At 71.6% G+C, this 18,042-nt stretch carries 16 protein-coding genes; 9 read left to right on the forward strand and 7 right to left on the reverse strand.

Annotated features, from left to right (window positions below; translation table 11 throughout):
• Positions 1-27: 27 nt before the first annotated feature.
• Entirely contained in the window at positions 28-510 is a 483-nt protein-coding gene (gene soxR / locus EOE66_RS12930) for a redox-sensitive transcriptional activator SoxR (RefSeq protein ID WP_128229704.1), read from the reverse strand.
• Between the two features lie 95 nt (positions 511-605).
• Here soxR and EOE66_RS12935 point away from each other — a divergent pair, with 95 nt between their 5' ends.
• Complete coding sequence (locus tag EOE66_RS12935; RefSeq protein ID WP_128229126.1) at positions 606-1,970, forward strand: MFS transporter; 1,365 nt, start codon at positions 606-608, stop codon at positions 1,968-1,970.
• Between the two features lie 44 nt (positions 1,971-2,014).
• Entirely contained in the window at positions 2,015-2,644 is a 630-nt protein-coding gene (locus EOE66_RS12940) for a LysE family transporter (RefSeq protein ID WP_128229127.1), read from the forward strand.
• 24 nt (positions 2,645-2,668) lie between these two features.
• Here EOE66_RS12940 and EOE66_RS12945 read toward each other — a convergent pair whose 3' ends face one another.
• The 3 genes from EOE66_RS12945 to EOE66_RS12955 are packed head-to-tail and all read right to left on the reverse strand — an operon-like array spanning position 2,669 to position 6,355.
• Positions 2,669-3,649, reverse strand: coding sequence for a Bug family tripartite tricarboxylate transporter substrate binding protein (locus EOE66_RS12945; protein WP_128229128.1), 981 nt, complete (start codon positions 3,647-3,649; stop codon positions 2,669-2,671).
• Between the two features lie 60 nt (positions 3,650-3,709).
• Positions 3,710-4,540 carry a crotonase/enoyl-CoA hydratase family protein gene (locus tag EOE66_RS12950; RefSeq protein ID WP_128229129.1) on the reverse strand — a complete coding sequence of 277 codons (831 nt, stop codon included), beginning with the start codon at positions 4,538-4,540 and terminating at the stop codon, positions 3,710-3,712.
• Between the two features lie 33 nt (positions 4,541-4,573).
• Positions 4,574-6,355, reverse strand: a complete 1,782-nt coding sequence (locus tag EOE66_RS12955) for a feruloyl-CoA synthase (RefSeq protein WP_128229705.1) — start codon at positions 6,353-6,355, stop codon at positions 4,574-4,576.
• Positions 6,356-6,575: 220 nt separating this feature from the next.
• Here EOE66_RS12955 and EOE66_RS12960 point away from each other — a divergent pair, with 220 nt between their 5' ends.
• Both EOE66_RS12960 and EOE66_RS12965 read left to right on the forward strand, forming a co-directional pair.
• Positions 6,576-7,220: a TetR/AcrR family transcriptional regulator gene (locus EOE66_RS12960; protein WP_128229130.1), complete on the forward strand. Its 645-nt coding sequence runs from the start codon at positions 6,576-6,578 to the stop codon at positions 7,218-7,220.
• Positions 7,221-7,285: 65 nt separating this feature from the next.
• Complete coding sequence (locus EOE66_RS12965; protein WP_128229131.1) at positions 7,286-7,777, forward strand: hypothetical protein; 492 nt, start codon at positions 7,286-7,288, stop codon at positions 7,775-7,777.
• Positions 7,778-7,795: 18 nt separating this feature from the next.
• Here EOE66_RS12965 and EOE66_RS12970 read toward each other — a convergent pair whose 3' ends face one another.
• On the reverse strand, positions 7,796-9,475 hold the full coding sequence (locus EOE66_RS12970) for a response regulator (protein ID WP_128229132.1): 1,680 nt from the start codon (positions 9,473-9,475) through the stop codon (positions 7,796-7,798).
• A gap of 315 nt (positions 9,476-9,790) precedes the next feature.
• Here EOE66_RS12970 and EOE66_RS12975 point away from each other — a divergent pair, with 315 nt between their 5' ends.
• The 5 genes from EOE66_RS12975 (at position 9,791) to EOE66_RS12995 (ending at position 14,884) form a co-directional block, all read left to right on the forward strand.
• Positions 9,791-10,423, forward strand: coding sequence for a sigma-70 family RNA polymerase sigma factor (locus tag EOE66_RS12975; protein WP_128229133.1), 633 nt, complete (start codon positions 9,791-9,793; stop codon positions 10,421-10,423).
• Between the two features lies 1 nt (position 10,424).
• Complete coding sequence (locus EOE66_RS12980) at positions 10,425-11,129, forward strand: anti-sigma factor (protein ID WP_128229134.1); 705 nt, start codon at positions 10,425-10,427, stop codon at positions 11,127-11,129.
• Between the two features lie 126 nt (positions 11,130-11,255).
• The gene (locus EOE66_RS12985; RefSeq protein WP_128229135.1) at positions 11,256-11,843 is read left to right on the forward strand and encodes a hypothetical protein; all 588 of its coding nucleotides are present in this window, start codon (positions 11,256-11,258) and stop codon (positions 11,841-11,843) included.
• A 137-nt stretch (positions 11,844-11,980) separates the two neighbouring features.
• Positions 11,981-13,438, forward strand: a complete 1,458-nt coding sequence (locus EOE66_RS12990; protein ID WP_128229136.1) for a S8 family serine peptidase — start codon at positions 11,981-11,983, stop codon at positions 13,436-13,438.
• 141 nt (positions 13,439-13,579) lie between these two features.
• Complete coding sequence (locus tag EOE66_RS12995; protein WP_128229137.1) at positions 13,580-14,884, forward strand: esterase-like activity of phytase family protein; 1,305 nt, start codon at positions 13,580-13,582, stop codon at positions 14,882-14,884.
• 53 nt (positions 14,885-14,937) lie between these two features.
• Here EOE66_RS12995 and EOE66_RS21810 read toward each other — a convergent pair whose 3' ends face one another.
• Entirely contained in the window at positions 14,938-15,516 is a 579-nt protein-coding gene (locus EOE66_RS21810; RefSeq protein WP_164885096.1) for a hypothetical protein, read from the reverse strand.
• Between the two features lie 80 nt (positions 15,517-15,596).
• A complete protein-coding gene (locus tag EOE66_RS13010) occupies positions 15,597-18,017 on the reverse strand; it encodes a PhoX family protein (RefSeq protein ID WP_128229140.1) in 2,421 nt (806 codons plus the stop codon).
• Between the last annotated feature and the right edge of the window lie 25 nt (positions 18,018-18,042).

An 18,042-nucleotide genomic window follows, 5' to 3' on the forward strand; every position in this document is an offset into this window, starting at 1 on the left:
GATACGGGCGCGGCGCAGTGAAGAGCGTCAAGCCTGACGACGCCCGCGCCCTCCGGCGACGGGCGCCGGCGGCAGCAATCGCTGCGCGCCGCTGCCCTGTTGCGCGCAGGCGTCCTGCGGGTTGTACAGCGCGCAAGCTTTCAGCGACAGGCACCCGCAGCCGATGCAGCCGTCCAGGCGGTCGCGCAGCGCCTGCAGCGCCACGATGCGCGTATCGAGCTGCGCACGCCACCTGGTGGACAGGCGTGCCCAGTCGGCCTTGGTGGGCGTGCGCTGCGCGGGCAGGCACGCCAGGGCGTCACCAATCTCCGCGAGGCCCACGCCCAGTTGCTGCGCTGCGCGGATGAAGGCCACCCGGCGCAAGCTGGCCTTGCTGTAGCGGCGCTGGTTGCCACTGCTGCGTTGCGACTGGATCAGCCCGCGGGCCTCGTAGTAGTGCAGCGCAGACACGGCCACCCCGCCCCGGGCGGCCAGTTCCCCCACCGTCAACAGCTCGGATGCCCCAGCCATCTCCACCTCCCGCAGGCGTTCATCGAAAGAAGCGCTTGACCTCAAGTTGACTTGAGCTTTTATTCTCGCCAGCCACTGAATGGACCACAAGCCCCATGACTGCTGCCACCACCGCCGACACCCCGCCACGGTCCCCCGCCTTGTTCGGCAGCGGGCGCGCAGCGGCCTGCGTCGGTGCGGTGGCCCTGATCACCATGCTCGCCTTCGAGGCCTTGGCCGTGGCGGCGGCCATGCCGGCGGTGGCCGCAGCGCTGGACGGCATGCCCTACTACGCGCTGGCCTTTGGCGGCCCGCTGGCGGCGTCGATTCCGGGCATGATGCTGGCCGGCCGGTGGTGCGACCGCCACGGTGTGGTGCGCGCTGCCGCGTGGGGCTTGGGCCTCTTCGCCGCGGGCCTGCTGGCGGCGGGGCTGGCGCAGAGCATGCCGGTGCTGGTGGCCGGGCGCGTGCTGCAGGGCCTGGGCGGCGGCATGCTCGGTGTCACCCTCTATGTGGGCATGGGCCAGGTGGTGCCCGCAGCGCTGCACCCCCGCTTGTTCAGCCTGTTCGCCACCGCCTGGGTGGTGCCGGGCCTGCTCGGGCCCTCGCTGGCGGCGTGGCTGGTGGTCTACACGAACTGGCGCTGGGTTTTTCTGGTGGCCCTGGCGGTGCTGCCGGTGGCCGCGGCCTTGCTGATGCCGGCGTTCGCGAAGCTGCCCAAGCCGCAAGCGCCCTCAAGCCGCCAGCCCGGCGCTGGCGCGCGGCTGGTCTGGGCCCTGGCGGGCGCCGCAGGCGCCTTGCTGCTGCATGGTGCCGCCGGCAAGCGTTGGCCGCTGTTGCTGGCGGGCTTCGTCGTGGCGTGTGCAGCCGCCTGGCGCCTGCTGCCGGCCGGCAGCCTGCGCGCCGCGCCGGGCCTGCCTTCGGTCATCGCCCTGCGCGGCCTGGTGGCCGCTGCCTTTGCCACGGCCGAAGTCTTCATGCCGCTGGCCCTGACGCGCGACCACGGCTGGTCGCTGATGCAGGCCGGCTGGGCGCTGAGCACCGGGGCGCTGTTCTGGAGCGTGGGCAGCGGCTTGCAGGCTCGGTTGTCTGAAGCGGCTGCCCGTGAGCGTGCGCTGCGGGCGGGCCTGGCCCTGGTGAGCACGGGCATCGCCTGCGTGGCCTTGGCCTTCACCTGGCCGCTGCCCGGCGTGCTGTTCGCCGTGCTCACCATCGCCAGTTGGGCGCTTTCGGGGCTGGGCGTGGGACTGGCCTTCCCCATCCTGTCGGTGCAACTGCTGAAGATCTCTGCGCCTGCCGAGCAGGGACGCAATTCGTCGGCGCTGCAGCTGGCCGACGCGCTGACCACCACCGCGGCCCTGGCGGCCGCCGGGTTGCTGGTGCAGCAGGCGCAGGGCAGCACCTGGGTCATGGTGTTGGCGGCGCTGCTGGCCGGCACGGGCGCCTTGTGTGCCCGACGCGTGTTCGCCGTCGGTCGCTAGACCGTGCCTCGGCGGTGTCGGCGGCCGGCCGTTAAGCTCGCCGCATGGAACTCTCGACCTGGCTCGCCTTCTTCGCCGCCGCCTGGGCCATCAGCCTCTCACCCGGCCCGGGTGCGCTGGCGGCCATGAGCGCCGGCCTCAACCATGGCTTCCGCAAGGGCTACTTCACCACGCTGGGCCTGGTGCTGGGCATCTGGGTGCAACTGGTGGTGGTGGGCGTGGGCCTCGGGGCGCTGCTGGCCGCCAGCGCCACGGCCTTCGTGGTGGTGAAGTGGGCCGGCGTGGCCTACCTCGTGTACCTGGGCGTGCAGCAGTGGCGCGCGCCGGTGCGGCCGCTGGCCGAACTGCAGGCCGGTGCCGCCAGTGTGCGGCGACGTGACCTGGTGCTGCGCGGGCTGCTGATCAACATCGTCAACCCGAAGGGCACCGTCTTCCTGCTGGCCGTGGTGCCGCAGTTCCTGACGCTCTCGCAGCCGCTCACACCGCAATACCTGGTGATAGCGGCCACGCTGGGCTTCACCGATCTCACGGTGATGGCCGGCTACACCGCGCTGGCCGCCAAGGTGCTGGGCACCTTGAAATCGGCCCGCGCGATGAAGTGGATGAACCGCACCTTTGGCGGCCTCTTCGTGGCCGCCGGGGCGCTGCTGTCGGTGTTCAAGCGCACGGCCTGAACACCGCAGCCGCCGTGCTGCCGATCAGGAATCGGCCGTGAAGCCGATGCGCTTGACCAGCGGCGCCCAGCGCTCGAACTCGGCGCGCTGGCTGCGGACCATCTGGTCGGGCGTGCTGCCCTGGGCCAGCAGGCCCACCACGCCCAGGCCGTCCACCAGCGCCTTGTCCTTCAGCGCGTTGTTGATGGCGGCGTTGGCCGCGGCCACCACGGCCGCCGGCGTCTTGGCCGGGGCGTAGAAGCCGAACCACTCCTCGGTGGTGAGATCGCCGAAGCCCTGCTCGGCGAAGGTGGGCACGTCTTGCGCGAAGGGCAGGCGCGTCTTGCCGCTGGTGGCCAGCAGGCGCAGCTTGCCGGCGCGGTGGTGCGGCAGCGGGTCGCCGGCGGGGCAGAACATGCTGGCGATCTGGCCGCCCATCACGTCCACCAGGCCCGGCACGCTGCCGCGGTAAGGCACGTGCTTGAGGTCGACGTTCTGCGTCAGGCCCAGCAGCGCGGCCAGGAAGTGCGGCGTGCTGCCGGCGGCCGGCGAGCCGTAGTTGGCCTTGTCGGGGTTGGCCTTGGCCCAGGCGAGGAAGCCTTTCACGTCCTTCACGGTGTCGGGCACCATGGGGCCCACCGAAAGACCGTGGTGCATGATCGCCGCGATGCTGACGGGCGTGAAGTCGGCCACCGGGTCGTAGCTCAGCTTCTTGTAGACGTGCGGGTAGATCGAGGTGCACGAGAAGGGCGAGAGCGCCAGCACCGAGCCGTCGCTGGCCGAGGCCTTCAGCGTGTCGAGTGCGATGCGGCCGCCGGCTCCCGGCTTGTTTTCCACGATGGCGGCGTTCTTCGCGTAGGGCGTGTTGCCCACGCGCTCGGCCACGCGGCGGCAGGCGATGTCGCCCGAACTGCCGGCCGGGAAACCGTACAGGAACTTCGGCTGCTCGAAGGCCTGCGCACGCAGGTGCAGGGGCAGGGCGGCGCTGGCGGCGAGCACCAGGCTCTGGCGTCGGGTGATGTTCATCGTCGAGTCTCCGTTGGGGTTCGTGGGGGAAGAAATCGGTGCGGGCGAGTGCCCGGTCGGCTAGCTCTTGGCGACCTTGTGCGAACGCTTTTCGAGGAAGGCGCGCACGCGCTCCTTGGCGGCATCGTCGCCCTGCGCGATGGAGGCGATCAGCGCTTCCATGAACAGGCCGTCGCTGGCGGAAAGATCGGCAATGCGCGGAAGCGCCTGCGTGATGGCGTAGTTCGACAGCGGTGCGTTGCCGGCGATCTTGTTGGCGAGTTCCAGGCCCTTGGCCAGGCCTTCGCCGTCGCCCACCAGGTAGTTGCTGATGGCGTGCTGCTGGCCTTCGGCGGCGTCGAAGACGCGGCCGGTGAGCATCATGTCGGTCATGCGCGCCACGCCGATCAGGCGGCTGATGCGCACCGAGCCGCCGCCGCCCACGAAGATGCCGCGCGTGCCCTCGGGCAGGCCGTAGAAGCTGCTGGCCTCGGCCACGCGGATGTGTGCGCTGCTGGCCAGTTCCAGGCCGCCGCCCACCACCGCGCCGTGCAGCACGGCGATCACGGGCACGGGGCCGTACTGGATGGCGTCGAAACACGCGTGCCAGCTGCGCGAGTGGTGCACCGCCTGCGTCACGTTGCGCTCGCTGACCTCGCTGAGGTCGAGGCCGGCGCAGAAGTGCGCGCCTTCGCCGCTGATCAGCGCTGCCTTGATCTCGGGCTGGATCGCGGCGATGTGCAGCCACACGGTGTGCAATTGCGCGAGCAGCTCGTCGCTGACGCTGTTGCGCTTGGCCGGGCGGTTCAGGCGCACGTGCAGCACCGGGCCGGCACGCTCGATGCGCAGCAGGTCCAGCCCGCGCAGCGCGGCCGGGGCGTCGTCGGCCAGGGGTTCGAAGGGCAGGGTCATGGGAGCAGTTCTCGCAGCTTCAGGAAATCGGATTCAGGGCGTGATGATGCGCGGGCTGCCGCTGGCGGCATACAGGGCTTCCACGTCGGCCGCGCGGCGCTGCAGCACGAGGCGCTGGTTGACGTAGCCCTTGTCGGTGATCTCGCCGGCGGCCATGCTGGGCGGGCCTTCGAGGATGAGCGCGCGCACCGGCGTCTGCGACGAGCCGGCGTGTTCGGCCTTCAGCTGGCGCAGGCCCTCGCGCACCCGCGCGGCCGCAGCCTCCGCGCCCAAGGCGCGGCCGGCTTCGCTCAGGAAGAGCAGCACGCCGATCTCGCTGCGGTCGTGGCCGGTGATCACGGCGTCCTGCACGTGCGGCGCCATCGCGGCCACCACCTTCAGCCGCAAGGTGCCCACGCTGACCCAGGTGCCGCTGGTGAGCTTGAAGTCCTCGGCCACGCGGCCGTTGAAGACGATGCCTTGCAGCGGTTGGGCCTCGTCGGCGAGATAGCCCGCGTCGCCGATCTTGTAGTAGCCCTCGTCATCAAAGGCGGCGGCCGTGGCCTCGGCGTTGTGGCGGTAGCCGGGGAAGACGTTGGCGCCGCGCACGCGCATCTCCAGCTTGCTGCCGTTGGGCGTGAACTTCAGCTCCACACCCGGCAGCGGCAGGCCGATGACGCCGGGCTGCTCCAGCTGCCAGCTCACGAAGGCCGCGGCCGGGGCGGTTTCGGTGCTGCCCCAGCTGGTGGTGAGCCACAGCGGTTCTTCGCGCACCTTCGCGCACACGGCCACCAGGCGGTTCCAGGTGGTCACGGGCATGCCGGCGCCGGCGTAGAAGGCCATGCGCAGGCGGCCGAAGAAGCGGCGCGCCAGGGCCTCGTCGGCCTCCAGCGCGGGCAGCATCATCTCGAAGCCGCGCGGCACGTTGAAGTAGATGGTGGGCTGCACGCTCTGCAGGTGCTTCAGCGTCTTGTCGATGGCGCCGGGCAGCGGCCGGCCGTCGTCGATGTACATCGTGCCGCCGGCGCGCAGCACGATGTTGGTGTTGTGGTTGCCGCCGAAGGTGTGGCTCCAGGGCAGCCAGTCGAGCAGCACGGGCTTCTCGGCATCCAGGAAGCGCAGCGTCTGCGCCAGCATCTGCTGGTTGGCGCAGAGCATGCGGTGGGTGTTGATCACCACCTTGGGGTGCCCGGTGCTGCCGCTGGTCAGCAGGTACTTGGCGTGGGTGTCGGGCGTGATGCGCGCAAAGGCCGCCATCACTGCCGGGGTTTCCTGCGCGGCCAGCAGCTGCGTGAAGGGCAGGGCGCCGGGCACGTATTCGGCGCCCTGGCTGTACACCTGCACGGGCTGCACCCCGCTGCCCACCAGGGCAGGCGCATAGATTGCTGCGTCACTGGCATACACCAGCGCCGGCTGCAGCGCCTGCAGGATGCCGTGGATGCGGCCGAAGTCGCCGCCGGCCAGCCGGCAGTAGCCGCTGGAGACCGTGCACACCGCCCGGCCCACGTGCATGCCGGCCAGCAGCAGCACGAGGTGGTCGAGCGCGTTGTCGCTGAGCACCACCACGGGGCCGTCTGGGGGCAGGTTGAGGTCCAGCAGGGCTTGCGCCACCGCGCCCACCTGCTGGCGCAGCGCGCGCCAGCTCAACACACGCCAGCCTCCGGGTTGCGTGGCCGCGTCGGCAGGCTCGGCGAAGGCCGGGGCCTCGGGGGTCTCGGTGGCCCACCGTTCCAGCCACTCACCCACGCAGCGCGCGTGGGGCTGCAAGGGCTCGGGGTGGCGCAGCACGAAAGCGCCGCCGCCCAGATCTTCACGTTGCACGGCACGCGGCGCCATCAGGAGCGGGTCGTCGCAGACGCCGGCGCGGGCCCTGCCGCTGCGCAGCAGCGGGGGGGCAGGCTCGGCGGTCGGGGCGGGGTGCAGGGCCGGGGTCATGCGCTGTCTCCATACACATCTGTATGTGTTTGGCGTGATGCTAGGGGCAGGCGCGCTCGGGGGCATCCGGGTATGCCCGGGGCTCCATACAGTGCTGCATGGCGTGGCATCATGGACCGTGATGAACCTGCCGCCCGCCCGCCCCCTGCCGCTGCGCCGCCGCGCGCGTGCCAGCGCCCCCGATGCCGAGGGCGCGCGCGCCCCGCTGACGCCCGAATCGTGGGTTGAGGCCGCCACGGCGGTGCTGGTCGACCAGGGCATCGACCACGTGCGCGTGGACGTGCTGGCGGGGCAACTCGGCGTCACCCGTGGCAGCTTCTACTGGCACTTTCGCGACCGCGAAGACCTGCTGCGCCGGGTGCTGCAGGCCTGGAGCGAGCAGACCACCGAGCAGCTCACGCGCCGGCTGGCCACCGCCCGCACGCTGCCCCAGGAGCAACTGCGCGACGTGATCTCGCTGCCTTTCCGCGGCCGCGCGGCCGCCAAGGCGGCGCGCATCGAGCTGGCCCTCCGAGCGTGGGCGCGTCGCGACGAACTGGCCCGCCAGGCCGTGGACGCCGCCGACGCCGCGCGCATCGGCTACCACCGCGAGATCTTCGCTGCGCTGGGCTTTGCCGAAGCCGACGCCGAGCACCGTGCCTTCCTCCTCTACGGCTACGAGGTGGCCGAATCGCTGCTGCACCGCCAGGGCACGGCGGCGCAGCGGCAGGCGCGTGCCGCCTATGTCGAGCGGCTCATGGTGCAGGGGCTGCCGCCAGCGGCCTGACGGGGTGGGCCGGGGGTGGACACCCTAGAATAGGGGGGTCAACAACTGGAGTACGACCGCCGCCCATGAACGCCAACAACGCCCACATCGTCGTCATCCGGCGAGGAGAAGTCATCACCGGCCACCAGCTGCGCATCAATGGCGGTGGCATCGGTGAATCCAAGTTCTTCAGCAGTGGTCGTTATGGCAGCCCCGAGAAAGCCCGGCGCGCCGCCGAACTCGAGGCCCGGGCATTGGGTCTGCCCAAGCCGCGGCCGCGCGGCGGCAGCAAGCAGGGGCGTGTGCTGTGCACCAGCCCCACCGGCGTGGCCGGCGTGCGTTTCGCGTGGAGCCAGAACCTCGACGGCCCGGCGCTGCGCGTGGTGGCCAGCTGGGTCGACAAACGCGGCCGCCCGCGCCACACCTCGTATTCGGTGGAGCGCAACGGCCTGGAAGGCGCGCTCGACAAGGCGCTGAAGGCCCGCACCTCTTGCGGCGCGCCCCTGCCCGACCGCGCCCACCTGCTGCGCCTGCTGAAGCGCGAGTACCGCACGCGCGGCGAAGCGCAGGCCGACTGAGGCCCCGTGCACGGGCCGCTACAGGCCCTGCAAAGTGGTGTGCAGCAGGGCGCCGGTGTGGGCGCCGCAGTGCACGCGCAGTGCGTCCAGCCGGTCCTGCAGCACCTCGGGGTTGTCGATGCGGCCCTTGTGGCGTTCGAGCGTGGCCACGGCCACCTCGTGCAGCTTGATGTTGCGTGTGGCCTCCACGGCTTCGATCAACTGCAGCACCGCCTGCCGCGGCTGGCCCGCCACGGCCGCGCCCAGCGCGTCGCGCGTGACGCTGTTGATGTGCGCGTGCGCAGCGCGCACGGGCTCGGCCAGGGAATCGAAGCCTTCGCAGGCCCGCGCCAGCATCTCGGTGACCTGCTTGTTGGTGCAATAGCGCAGGCCAGCCTGGCGCACCCAGGCCGGGGCCTGCGGGATGAAGACGTTGGCCTGGCACAGCGTGGACAGCACCAGCAGCAGCGCGATGGCCGCGTCCACGGCAGTCTCGTTCTCGGACAGGCTCTTCTGCGCGGTTTCCAGCAGCGCCAGCGCCTGCGCGTTGTCGCCGCGCAGCGTTGCCAGCAGGGCGTCGAGCAGGCCCGCATAGCGCTGCAGGCGGCGCAGCAGCGCCTGCGGGTCGGCCACCGCGGCACCGGGCTCGGCTCTTGGGGCCTGGCTGGACAGTTGCTGCTCTTCCAGGGCCTTCTGCAGTTGCGTGCGCAGTTCGCCCAGGGCCTCGGGCTGGCGCTGCTTGAAGGCATCCACGGCCAGCAGCAGCAGCACATGGTGGTCGAAGTCGGGCGAAAGAAGCCCGCCGCGGTCGACCACCTGGCCCAGGATCTTCATCGACTCGGCCTGGTCGCCGGTGTAGAAGACCAGGATGCCGTACTTCTGGTTGCGCGCCACCGAGTGCGGCGTCACCTCCACCGCGCGGCGGAAGGTTTCGGCGGCGGCCGCGTAATCGCCGCGGTCGGTGTAGATGCGGCCCAGCACGTCGTACGCGTCGACATACGTCGGGTGGGCGCCCAGCAGGTTCTTGATGGTGGATTCGGCCGCCGCCGGCTTGCCCGAGGCGTCCATCACCCGGGCGATGCCCAGGCGCGCCCAGGGCACGGCCTTGTCGTCGATGACGGCGTTGAACATGGCCGTGGCCACCGGCAGCTTCTCCAGCCGGATGGCCAGCTCGGCGCCCAGGCGCGCGGCGTGCGTCCAGTAGGCGCCGCGGGCCTGGAAGCGCTGTTCGCACTGCGCCAGCGCACCGGCGTGGTCGCCGCTTTCGATGAGCGTGGCGATCTCCTTCATCGAATCCTTGCGCACGAAGGCCGCGAGCAACCGGTCTTCAAGGTCGCCCAGGCTGTAGGGCTTGATGAGGAAACCGTCGATGGCCAGTTCGGCCGCCTCGGCCACCACCGGGTAGGTGCTGTTGGCCGACAGCACCATGACGATGGTGGACAGCGTGATCAGCTTGCGCTGGCGCAAGTCGTCGATCAGGTCCTGCCCAAGCGTGCCGTCGCCCAGGCGCTGCTCGCACAGCACGATCTCGAAGGGCCGCGTGGCCGCGTGCTGCCGCGCCTCATGGGCCTTGGCGCACTGCACCACCTGGCTGGCCCCCATGTTGCGCAGCTGCGCGGCCAGCATCTGCCGGGCCGTGGCGTGGCCGTCGACGATGAGCGCCCGGGTGTGGGTGCCGAAGCGGGTGCGCAGCTGGAGCTGGTGGGTGGAATCGGGCACGCGGCGGGTTCGGCAGGCGGGGCGGGTCAACGCCGCTTGTACCCCAGCGTGGGCGCCGCCTTCAAGCCACGGTCTGTGACAGTGCACCGTGCCGCCAATTCTTGCCACCTGCGCATCCCGGCCCCGGCGCGTCGGGCCGGCACATCTGAGGCGCCTGCTGCTCCCGCGTCAAGCGGGCCCACAAGTGATCGGCCCCGGGCAGCCGGTGTCGGTGAAGGGAGCCGGCCCGTGGCATCCTTGCCGATCCGGGCACTGGGGCCCGCGTGGGACGCCCCCGGTCTTGGGGCAGCAGGCGCGCCACTGCAGGAAGCGTGAATGAAACCTTTGGACGAGAGAGACTGGCCCGAGAAGAGCCGCGAGCTGGCGCAACTGCTGGCCCGCACCGGCCTGGGCGACCGGCAGGCCTTCTCACGGCTGTACGAGCGCACCAGCGGGCACCTGTTCGCCGTGGTGCTGCGCATCCAGCGCGACCGTGCGATGGCCGAAGACCTGCTGCAGGAGGTCTACGTCGCGGTCTGGAAGGCCGCATCCAGCTTCGACGCGGCGCGCAGCCAGCCCTTGACCTGGCTGACGCACATCGCCCGCAACCGCGCCATCGACAGCCTGCGACGGGCGCAGAGCCAACCCCGCACCGAAAGCCTGAGCGTGAACGAGGACGAGGGCCAGCCCGACCCGGCGGAGGCGCTGGCCAGCGACGAGCCCGGCCCGCTGGAACTGCTGAACCAGGCCAGCGAGAAGCGTGAACTCGTGCAGTGCATGGAGCGCCTGACGCCCACGCAGCGCCAGAGCGTGGCCCTGGCCTTCTACGACGGCCTCTCGCACGCCGAGGTGGCCGCGCACCTGCGCGAGCCGCTGGGCACCGTGAAGAGCTGGGTGCGCCGCGCCCTGAACACCTTGAAGAGCTGCTTGGACCGGGCCGCTTCCAACGACACCAAGGGAGCCGTCTGACATGGACTACGGAAGACCTTCTTTGGCCGATGCGCTGGCGGCCGAGTACGTGGCCGGCACCCTGCGCGGCCGCGCCCGCGCGCGCTTCGAGGCCCTGCTGCCCGGCCACCCGGCGCTGCAGCGGGCCGTGCGTGAATGGCAGGAACGCCTGATCCCGCTGACCACGGGCATGCCTGCCGAGGTGCCCCCTGCGCGTGTGTGGCAGGGCATCGAGCAGGCCCTGTGGCCGGCGGCCACCGCGCCAGCGCCGTCGCGCTGGTGGCAGAAGCTGGGTGTCTGGCGGGCGCTGTCGGGCACCGCCTTGGCCGCGGTGGTGGGCCTGGGCGTGATGGTGGCCACACCGCCGCCGGCGCTGGCGCCCGTGGTGGTGGTCCTGCAAGCCACGGGCAAAGACCCGGCGGTCGGGGGCAACGTCGTCGCCAGCTTCAGCGGCGATGGCCGCGTCGCCGTGGCGCGGCCCCTGACCAAGGTGGCCCTGAGCGAAGACCGCGTGATGCAGCTGTGGTGGGCCACCGAAACCGGCAAGCCGCAGAGCCTGGGGCTGATCCGGGCCGATGGTGCCACCGTGCTCGACCGCAGCCGCCTGCCCGGCGGGCTGAAGGGCAGCGGCATCGACCACATGGCGGTCAGCGTCGAGCCGCCCGGCGGCTCGCCCACGGGGCAGCCGACGGGGCCGGTGGTGTTCTACGGCAAGCTGGAACTCTGAGGGCCCCGGGGGCTTGGGCCCCGGGGTGGCGCGAAAGTTTGTTTCCGCATGTATTTGGCTTCGCCCTGCGCGCTCTGTGGGCGCAGCGCCCGCCCCTCCCCCCCTTTTCCCGACCGCTGCTCCGCCATGAACCAGCCCCTGCCCCTCTGTGCCGTGCCCGAGGACGATGAAGCCCTGGGCGCCGCCCTGCGCGCCAGCCGCGTGCTGGTGGACGCCCCGGAAACGCTAATCTGCCGGGTTGTCGCTCAGGGCGCACCTGCGGCGCTGCCGTTGCGGCGGCCCGTGGCCCAGGCGCTGGCGGGTGCAGTGCGCCAACTGGTGGCCTGCCTGCTCTTCGACAGCGCCGGGCAGGGCGCCCTGGCCACGGGCCGCCGCAGTGCGCCGCCCATGGGCACGGGGGCCGCGCGCCAGTTGCTTTTTGCGGCCGAGGGCCACGACGTCGACCTTCGCCTGGCTCCGCTGGATGGGGGCCAGCGCTGGCTGGTGAGCGGACAGGTGCTGGGGCCCGAACTGGTGGGCCGGGCCGAACTGCGCCAGGCGGCGGCGTCGGCTGGCGACGCCCAGCCTGCCATCCCACCTGTGCAGGCGGTGGCCTGGAACGAGTTCGCTGAGTTCGAATTCGATCCCCTGCCGCCCGGTGATTACCTGCTCAGCCTCAGCGGCAGCGCCTGGACGGTGCATTTGCCCTTGTCCTTGATGCGCCCGCAGCCCTGACCCGGACTGCAGCACCCCAGGAAATCTCAGGTCATGCGCCCCTCTGGCAGCATCCGGCCGGTCGTTTGTCCCCTCTTGCCTTCGGGTCGTCCGCTGTCCGTCCTTGCATCCACCCGGCCGTGCGGCCGCCTTGCTCCATGAACACCCGTCTGCGCAACGCCGAGCTCGGCCGGCCCGTGAAGGCCGCCCCCACAGCACCGCGACATCGCGCGCGCCTTGCCGCGCTGGCGCTGGCCGCGCTGCTGACGGCTTGCGGTGGTGGTGGCGGTGCCGGTGCCGGTGCTGATGCTGGGAGTGCAGCCGCGGGCAGCCAGATCGCCAAGGCGGCGTCGGCTGCCGTGCGCGCCCCGGGCCCCGCGGTGCTGGTGCAGGTGAGCACCGGCGCCGACATCGTCGCCCTGGCCGGCGCCTGGGGTGCCACCGTGGCCGAGCAGTTCGGCCGCCGCCCCATCTACCGCCTGCAACTGCCCACCGGCGCCAACGCCGACACCGTGGCCGCTGCGCTGGCCACCACCCCGGGCGTGGTCTTCGCCGAACCTGACATCCCCAACGAGACGCCGGAGACCACGCGCAACACCGTCTGGGTGATCGGCGGCGACAGCGGCACCTACGCCACGCAGTGGGCCCCGCAGACCCTGCGCCTGGCCGACGCCCACACCCGCAGCACCGGCGCCGGCGTGCGCGTGGCCGTGCTCGACACCGGCATCGACGCCGCCCACCCCGCCTTCGCCGGCCGCCTGGCGCGCCGCGCCGATGGCAGCCTGCTCGGGCGCGACTTCGTCGACGACGACGACAACCCGGCCGAAGAAGGCAGCCGCAGCGACACCGGCTACGGCCACGGCACGCACGTGGCGGGCCTGGTGGCGCTGGCCGCGCCGGGCGCGATGCTCATGCCGCTGCGTGTGCTCGACCGCGGTGGCCGCGGCAACGCCTGGGTGCTGGCCGAGGCCCTGGCCTGGGCAGTGGACCCCGACGCCAACCCCGCCACCGACGACGGCGCCCACGTCATCAACATGAGCCTGGGCAGCACCCGCCCCACGCGCCTGCTGGCCGTGGCCGTGGCGCTGGCCAATTGCGAGTTCGGCGAAGACGACGACGAGTACGACGACGCCGGCTTCGACGACGACCGCGCGCGCTGCGCGCAGGGCCGCAGCGCGGCCGTGATCTCCGCGGCGGGCAACGCGGGCAGCGCCGACGAGCGCATCTACCCGGCCGCCGAGAACGTGCCGGGCACGCGCGCGGTGGCGGGCACCACGCAGGCGCAGCGCCTGGCGGCCTTCTCCAACTCGGGCGGCTGGATCCAGCTGGCCGCGCCGGGCGAGCTGATCGTCAGCGCGGTGCCCGGCGGGGGCTACGGCACGTGGTCGGGCACCTCGATGGCCGCGCCGCTCGCCGCGGGCACCGCGGCGCTGGTGCTGGGCACGCCCAGCCCCAGCCCCGTGCCGGGCGCCACGGCGCTGCGCCAGTGGCGCGCCGAAGACCTGATGAAGCGCCTGGAGGACCGCAGCAAGCCGGTCTGCGGGGCTGCGCTCCGGCAGATCGACGCCGCGGCGGCGGTGACGGACACTGCCGCGCCCGAGACCGCCTGCCGCTGAGCCGCGGCTGGCGCGTCACGGGGCGGGTGCAACAGCGCAAGCCCAGGTCCAGGCCTCGGGGCCGGGAGATTTCGCGCCCGCGTCACACAGGTTCTGCACACTGGCCTGAACCGCCGGCTATGCGGCATTCCGGAGAGATGCATGAACCTTGCAAGACGCCTGGCCCTGCCTGCCGCCCTGGCCTTGGCAGCCCTCACCGGCCTGCCCGCGGCGCAGGCCCAGCAACTGAGCCTGAGCTACCTGGGGCAGCAGATCCTGCCCACCGGCTTCGTGCCGGCCGGTGCCGCCGGCAGCCTGGGAGGCGCCCCGGTCCCGGTCGGCGGCTTGTCTGGGATCGACTTCGATCGCAACACGCAGCGCTACGTGGCCATCAGCGATGACCGCAGCGCCGCGGGGCCGGCGCGCTTCTACACCCTCTCGCTCGACCTCGGTCTGTTCCAGCGCAGCGCCAACCCCGGTTCGGCCGGGGTCGGGTTCCTGGCGGTCACGGCATTGCAGCAGCCCGGCGGTGGCAACTTCGGGCTGAACCAGGTGGACCCCGAGGGCCTGCGCCTGAACCCTGCGAACGGCAATCTGTGGTGGAGCAACGAAGGCCAGCGCGCTGCGGCGGGTTTCCAGAATCCGACAGTGCGCGAGATGACGCCCTCGGGCGCCTACGTGCGCGACCTGCCGGTGCCCGTCCGCTTCCAGCCGTCGGGCAGCGTGGCCGGCAACCAGGCGGGTGACCGTGGCGTGGCCAACAACCTCGCCTTCGAGAGCCTGAGTTTCAGCACGGACGGGCGCACGCTCTACACCGCCACCGAAAACGCGCTCGTGCAGGACGGCCCGGCGGCTGCGGTGGGGCAGCCCTCGGCCTCGCGCATCCTGGCCTTCGACCTGAGCACCGGCACGGCGACCGCGGAGTACGTCTACCCGGTCTCGCCGGTGGCGCTGCCACCCGCCGCGCCCGGTCTCTTTGCCACCAACGGCCTGGTGGAACTGCTCGCCCTGGCGCCTGGTGAGTTCATCGCGGTGGAGCGTTCGTTCGCGGTCGGAGCGGCCACGCCGGGTGTGGGCCCGGCCGGGCAGACCACGGGCAACACCATCCGGCTTTACCACGTCGACATCCGCGGCGCCACCGACGTGTCTGCGCTCGAAACCCTCGTCGGCGCCAGCTACGCCGCTGCAACCAAGACCCTGCTGCTGGACATGTCAGACCTGCGCCACGACGACGGCAGCGTGGTGGCCCTGGACAACATCGAAGGCATCACCTTCGGCCCCGTACTGCCCGATGGCCGCCAGACGCTGGTGCTGGTCTCCGACAACAACTTCGGCGCGGCCCAGTTCACCCAGTTCGTGGCGCTGGCCATCTCGCCCGTGCCCGAACCGGCCGCGGCCAGCCTGTTCCTGATGGGTGTGGGCGCGCTGGCTTGCAAGACCCGGCGCAGGGCGCGCACGCAGCGCTGAGACGCCGGCGGGCGCGCACCGGGCCGGCCCCGGCGCCGCGCCCGGGCGCCCGTTCAGGCCAGCTTCTTCGGCCGCCCTGGCTTCAGGGCCTGCAGGCTGTCCAGGGCCGCCAGCAGCTGGCGGTCTTTCAGGGCCGAAAGCACATGCAGGCCCGCGCGCAGCAACTCGCTCTTCTTGGTCGGGCGCTTCAAGCCCAGGGCCCGGTCTTTCATCGCGTCGATCAGGTCGAAGTCGTGCTGCGGCATCGTGAAGCTGTCGCGCACGAGCTTCGCCCGCTTGCGCGTGGCCTCGGGCGCTTGCGCGTCGGCCAGGCCTTCGGGCGGCAGCATCGGCTTCGCGGCCTTGGGCGCGACCTTGCTCTTCGTGGGCTTGGCAGCGGGTGCTGCCTTGGTCTCCGCCTGGCGAGGCGCAGCGTTGCGGGCTGCCTTGGAGGCGGGTTTGGCAGCGGGCTTGACGGCCGCCTTTGCAGCGGCCTTTGGAGCAGCCTTTGCAGCGGGCTTGGAGCGGCGCGTGCGCGGCGAGGGCGCCGCGGCTGCAGCGGCCGGTGCGGGTGCCGGAGCCGGTGCCTCTACCTGTGCCGGTGCCTCCACAGCCTTCTCGGTGGCTGCAACCGGGTCGTTCGTGGTAAGCATGAGGATCTCCTCGGGAAATAAGGTAAATCATTTATACCTTAAAACCCGAGGAGACGGGCCGGCTGAATCCGGCCAGCGGCTCAGGACATCGGCAGCGCGGGATCGTGGCCGATGATGCCGCCGTCGATGCGCGTGATGATCACGGTGGCGGAACGGGGGCGCGCGACAGTGCCACCCGGGCCGTAGCCGGCATTGCCCGGCCAGTTGCTCTCGAACGGGCCCGAGGGCGTTGCCGGCGTGATGGCCACCGAGGGAGGCACTGCGCCTGCGCGGCCGGTGTTCTCGCCCGGGTGCTGCACGTTGATGAACAGCGCACGGCCGTCTGGCGTTTCCGTCAGGCCCGTGATCTCGGCGCCCATGGGCCCGACGAAGAGCCGCTTGAGCGTGAGCTCGCTCATCTTCCGGCCCGCGTAGGTGCGCTGCACCACGTCGGCACCCAGGGCCCTCACAGCCGGGTCGGGCGCGCCCGCGGCCTTGTTGACGACGTCCACCGCACCGCCGTCGCCGAGCCGGCCCGGCAGCGCCGCCAGCAGCATGGCGTTGCTGCGGTCGGTCATGGTGTTGTCGTCCGACTGGATGTACAGGATGCCCGTGGTGGGGCTGAACCAGCAGCCGTCGGGCTTGGAGATCTCGTTGGCCGCCGTCAGCCCGGAGAGGTTCACGTTGGCCTGGTAGTTCACGTCGTCCTGCCCTGCGTCGGCCTGCGCCTGGGCACCGAAGAGAAAGATGTCCCAGCGGAAGCTCATCGCGCCCGGGTCGTCGCGGTCTTCGCGGATGCGCACGATGTGCCCGTTGACGTTGCCGCGTTGGGCCGACGAGGCTGCGCCCTGCGAGGTGGCACCCTTGGTGTCGAACCAGTAGCGCGGGTTGGCGGCATCCAGGCCGGGGTTGGGCACGCTGTTGCCCGAGAAGCCGACGTTGCCGCGGTCGGGGTTCTCCGTCATCGTGATGTAGATCTCGCCGTTGAAGGGGTTCACGGCCGTCCACTCGGGGCGGTCCATGCGCGTGGCGCCCACGGCGCTGCCGGCCAGGCGGGTGTTCACGCAGATGTCGGCGAGGTCTTCGAAGCGATAGCCCTCCGGGAAACGCGCGCTCGGGGCTAGGCCCGCGGCGATCTTCGGGTTGCTCATCGCCAGCGCTTCCCAGCGGCCCGTGCCGTCGGCGTTGAAGACTGCTGCGTAGATGGTGCCGCGGTCGAGGTACTTGTCGCCCGTGGCCAGCCCGCCGCGCTGGGCATCGCTGGGGTTCCAGCGCTCCGTGGTCACGTACTTGTAGACGTACTCGTTGCGCGAGTCGCAGCCGATGTAGAAGGCCAGCGGGCGGCCCGGCTTGGGCACGGAACACCACGCGCCTTCGGTGGCGCGGCGGCCCATGGCGGTGCGCTTCTTCGGGCGCGACAGCGGCGCATACGGGTCGATCTCGACCACGTAGCCGAAGGTGTTGGGTTCGTTGCGGTAGTCGTCGCTGGCGGTCGGCCCGGTGACGCTGCAGTTCCAGCGCTCGAACTCGCTGGCGGGGTACTGGTTGGCGCTGACGCGGTCCCAGCGGCGGTACGAGAAACCACCGGCCCCCGAGGTGATGCCGTTGCGGCGCAACTGCGCGTTCTCACGCTCTGTGCGCAGCGCGTCGTCGCCGGCGTTGCGGAAGAAGTAGCTGGCCCAGTTCTCCTCGCAGGTCAGGTATGTGCCCCAGGGCGTGACGCCATGACCGCAGTTGTTCAGCGTGCCGCGCGCCTGCTGGCCGCTGGGCGAAAACTTCGTGCGCACATAGGCGGTGCCCAGCACGGGCCCGCTCAGGTCGACGGTGGTGCGTGCAGTGATGCGCCGGTTGTAGCGCGAGGGCTTGTGGGTCCTGAGCGCCCCAGCCTGGCGCCGCATCTCGACGACGGAGACACCGTGGGCGTCGATCTCCTTGATCACCTCTTCCTCGGGCCGGTTCGGCGAGTTGGCGGCGAGATTGGTGCCGCCCGTGGCGTGCAGGAACTGCGCGGTGCCGGAGATGTTCTCGTGGTTCACGCACAGCAGGCCGCGCGTGCTGTTGCGGTCGTCGCGCAGGTCGGCGCGCGTGTGCAGGCCGAACCAGTTCATGCCGTCGTGGTGGTCGCCGGCACGCAGGTCGTAACGGCTCTCGCTGCCATCGCCGCTGTACTCGGGAATGCTCGCGTCCAGGGCGTCACCAGTGGCGTAGACCACCGTGGCCCGGTAGCCGGCGGGCACGTGCACGGCGTCGTCGCGGAAGCGCTCCACGGCCTGGAAGTCGAGCGAGCGTGCAGGGGTGGCGCCCGGCGGCAGGCTGCGGATCGAGGCCTCGGCGGTGTCAGTGCCCAACAGCCCGGCAGCGCCGAAGCCGGCCATGGCCATGGCCGACACGCCGCCGGTCAGCACGTCGCGGCGGTTCAGACGGTCGGCGACGAGGTCGCGCAGGTGGGGCGCGTCGCTGGGGTTCTTGTCGATGTCGTCCGGCTCGATCGTCAGCGGCTGGGGCAGGTGAGGTGCGTTCATTGGAGGGTGTCCCGTGGTGGGCCGC

The organism is Rubrivivax rivuli (genome assembly GCF_004016505.1).
Classification (GTDB): Bacteria; Pseudomonadota; Gammaproteobacteria; order Burkholderiales; family Burkholderiaceae_C; genus Rubrivivax; species Rubrivivax rivuli.

Excerpts from the sequence above, each read along its gene's own strand:
- EOE66_RS12940 (WP_128229127.1), top strand. The coding sequence starts at position 2,015 with ATGGAACTCTCGACCTGGCTCGCCTTCTTCGCCGCCGCCTGGGCCATC.
- EOE66_RS13010 (WP_128229140.1), bottom strand. The coding sequence starts at position 18,017 with ATGAACGCACCTCACCTGCCCCAGCCGCTGACGATCGAGCCGGACGAC.
- EOE66_RS12935 (WP_128229126.1), top strand. The coding sequence starts at position 606 with ATGACTGCTGCCACCACCGCCGACACCCCGCCACGGTCCCCCGCCTTG.
- EOE66_RS12960 (WP_128229130.1), top strand. The coding sequence starts at position 6,576 with ATGAACCTGCCGCCCGCCCGCCCCCTGCCGCTGCGCCGCCGCGCGCGT.
- EOE66_RS12990 (WP_128229136.1), top strand. The coding sequence starts at position 11,981 with ATGAACACCCGTCTGCGCAACGCCGAGCTCGGCCGGCCCGTGAAGGCC.
- EOE66_RS12995 (WP_128229137.1), top strand. The coding sequence starts at position 13,580 with ATGAACCTTGCAAGACGCCTGGCCCTGCCTGCCGCCCTGGCCTTGGCA.
- EOE66_RS12985 (WP_128229135.1), top strand. The coding sequence starts at position 11,256 with ATGAACCAGCCCCTGCCCCTCTGTGCCGTGCCCGAGGACGATGAAGCC.
- soxR (WP_128229704.1), bottom strand. The coding sequence starts at position 510 with ATGGCTGGGGCATCCGAGCTGTTGACGGTGGGGGAACTGGCCGCCCGG.
- EOE66_RS12975 (WP_128229133.1), top strand. The coding sequence starts at position 9,791 with ATGAAACCTTTGGACGAGAGAGACTGGCCCGAGAAGAGCCGCGAGCTG.
- EOE66_RS12955 (WP_128229705.1), bottom strand. The coding sequence starts at position 6,355 with ATGGCGCCGCGTGCCGTGCAACGTGAAGATCTGGGCGGCGGCGCTTTC.
- EOE66_RS12980 (WP_128229134.1), top strand. The coding sequence starts at position 10,425 with ATGGACTACGGAAGACCTTCTTTGGCCGATGCGCTGGCGGCCGAGTAC.
- EOE66_RS21810 (WP_164885096.1), bottom strand. The coding sequence starts at position 15,516 with ATGCTTACCACGAACGACCCGGTTGCAGCCACCGAGAAGGCTGTGGAG.
- EOE66_RS12950 (WP_128229129.1), bottom strand. The coding sequence starts at position 4,540 with ATGACCCTGCCCTTCGAACCCCTGGCCGACGACGCCCCGGCCGCGCTG.
- EOE66_RS12965 (WP_128229131.1), top strand. The coding sequence starts at position 7,286 with ATGAACGCCAACAACGCCCACATCGTCGTCATCCGGCGAGGAGAAGTC.
- EOE66_RS12945 (WP_128229128.1), bottom strand. The coding sequence starts at position 3,649 with ATGAACATCACCCGACGCCAGAGCCTGGTGCTCGCCGCCAGCGCCGCC.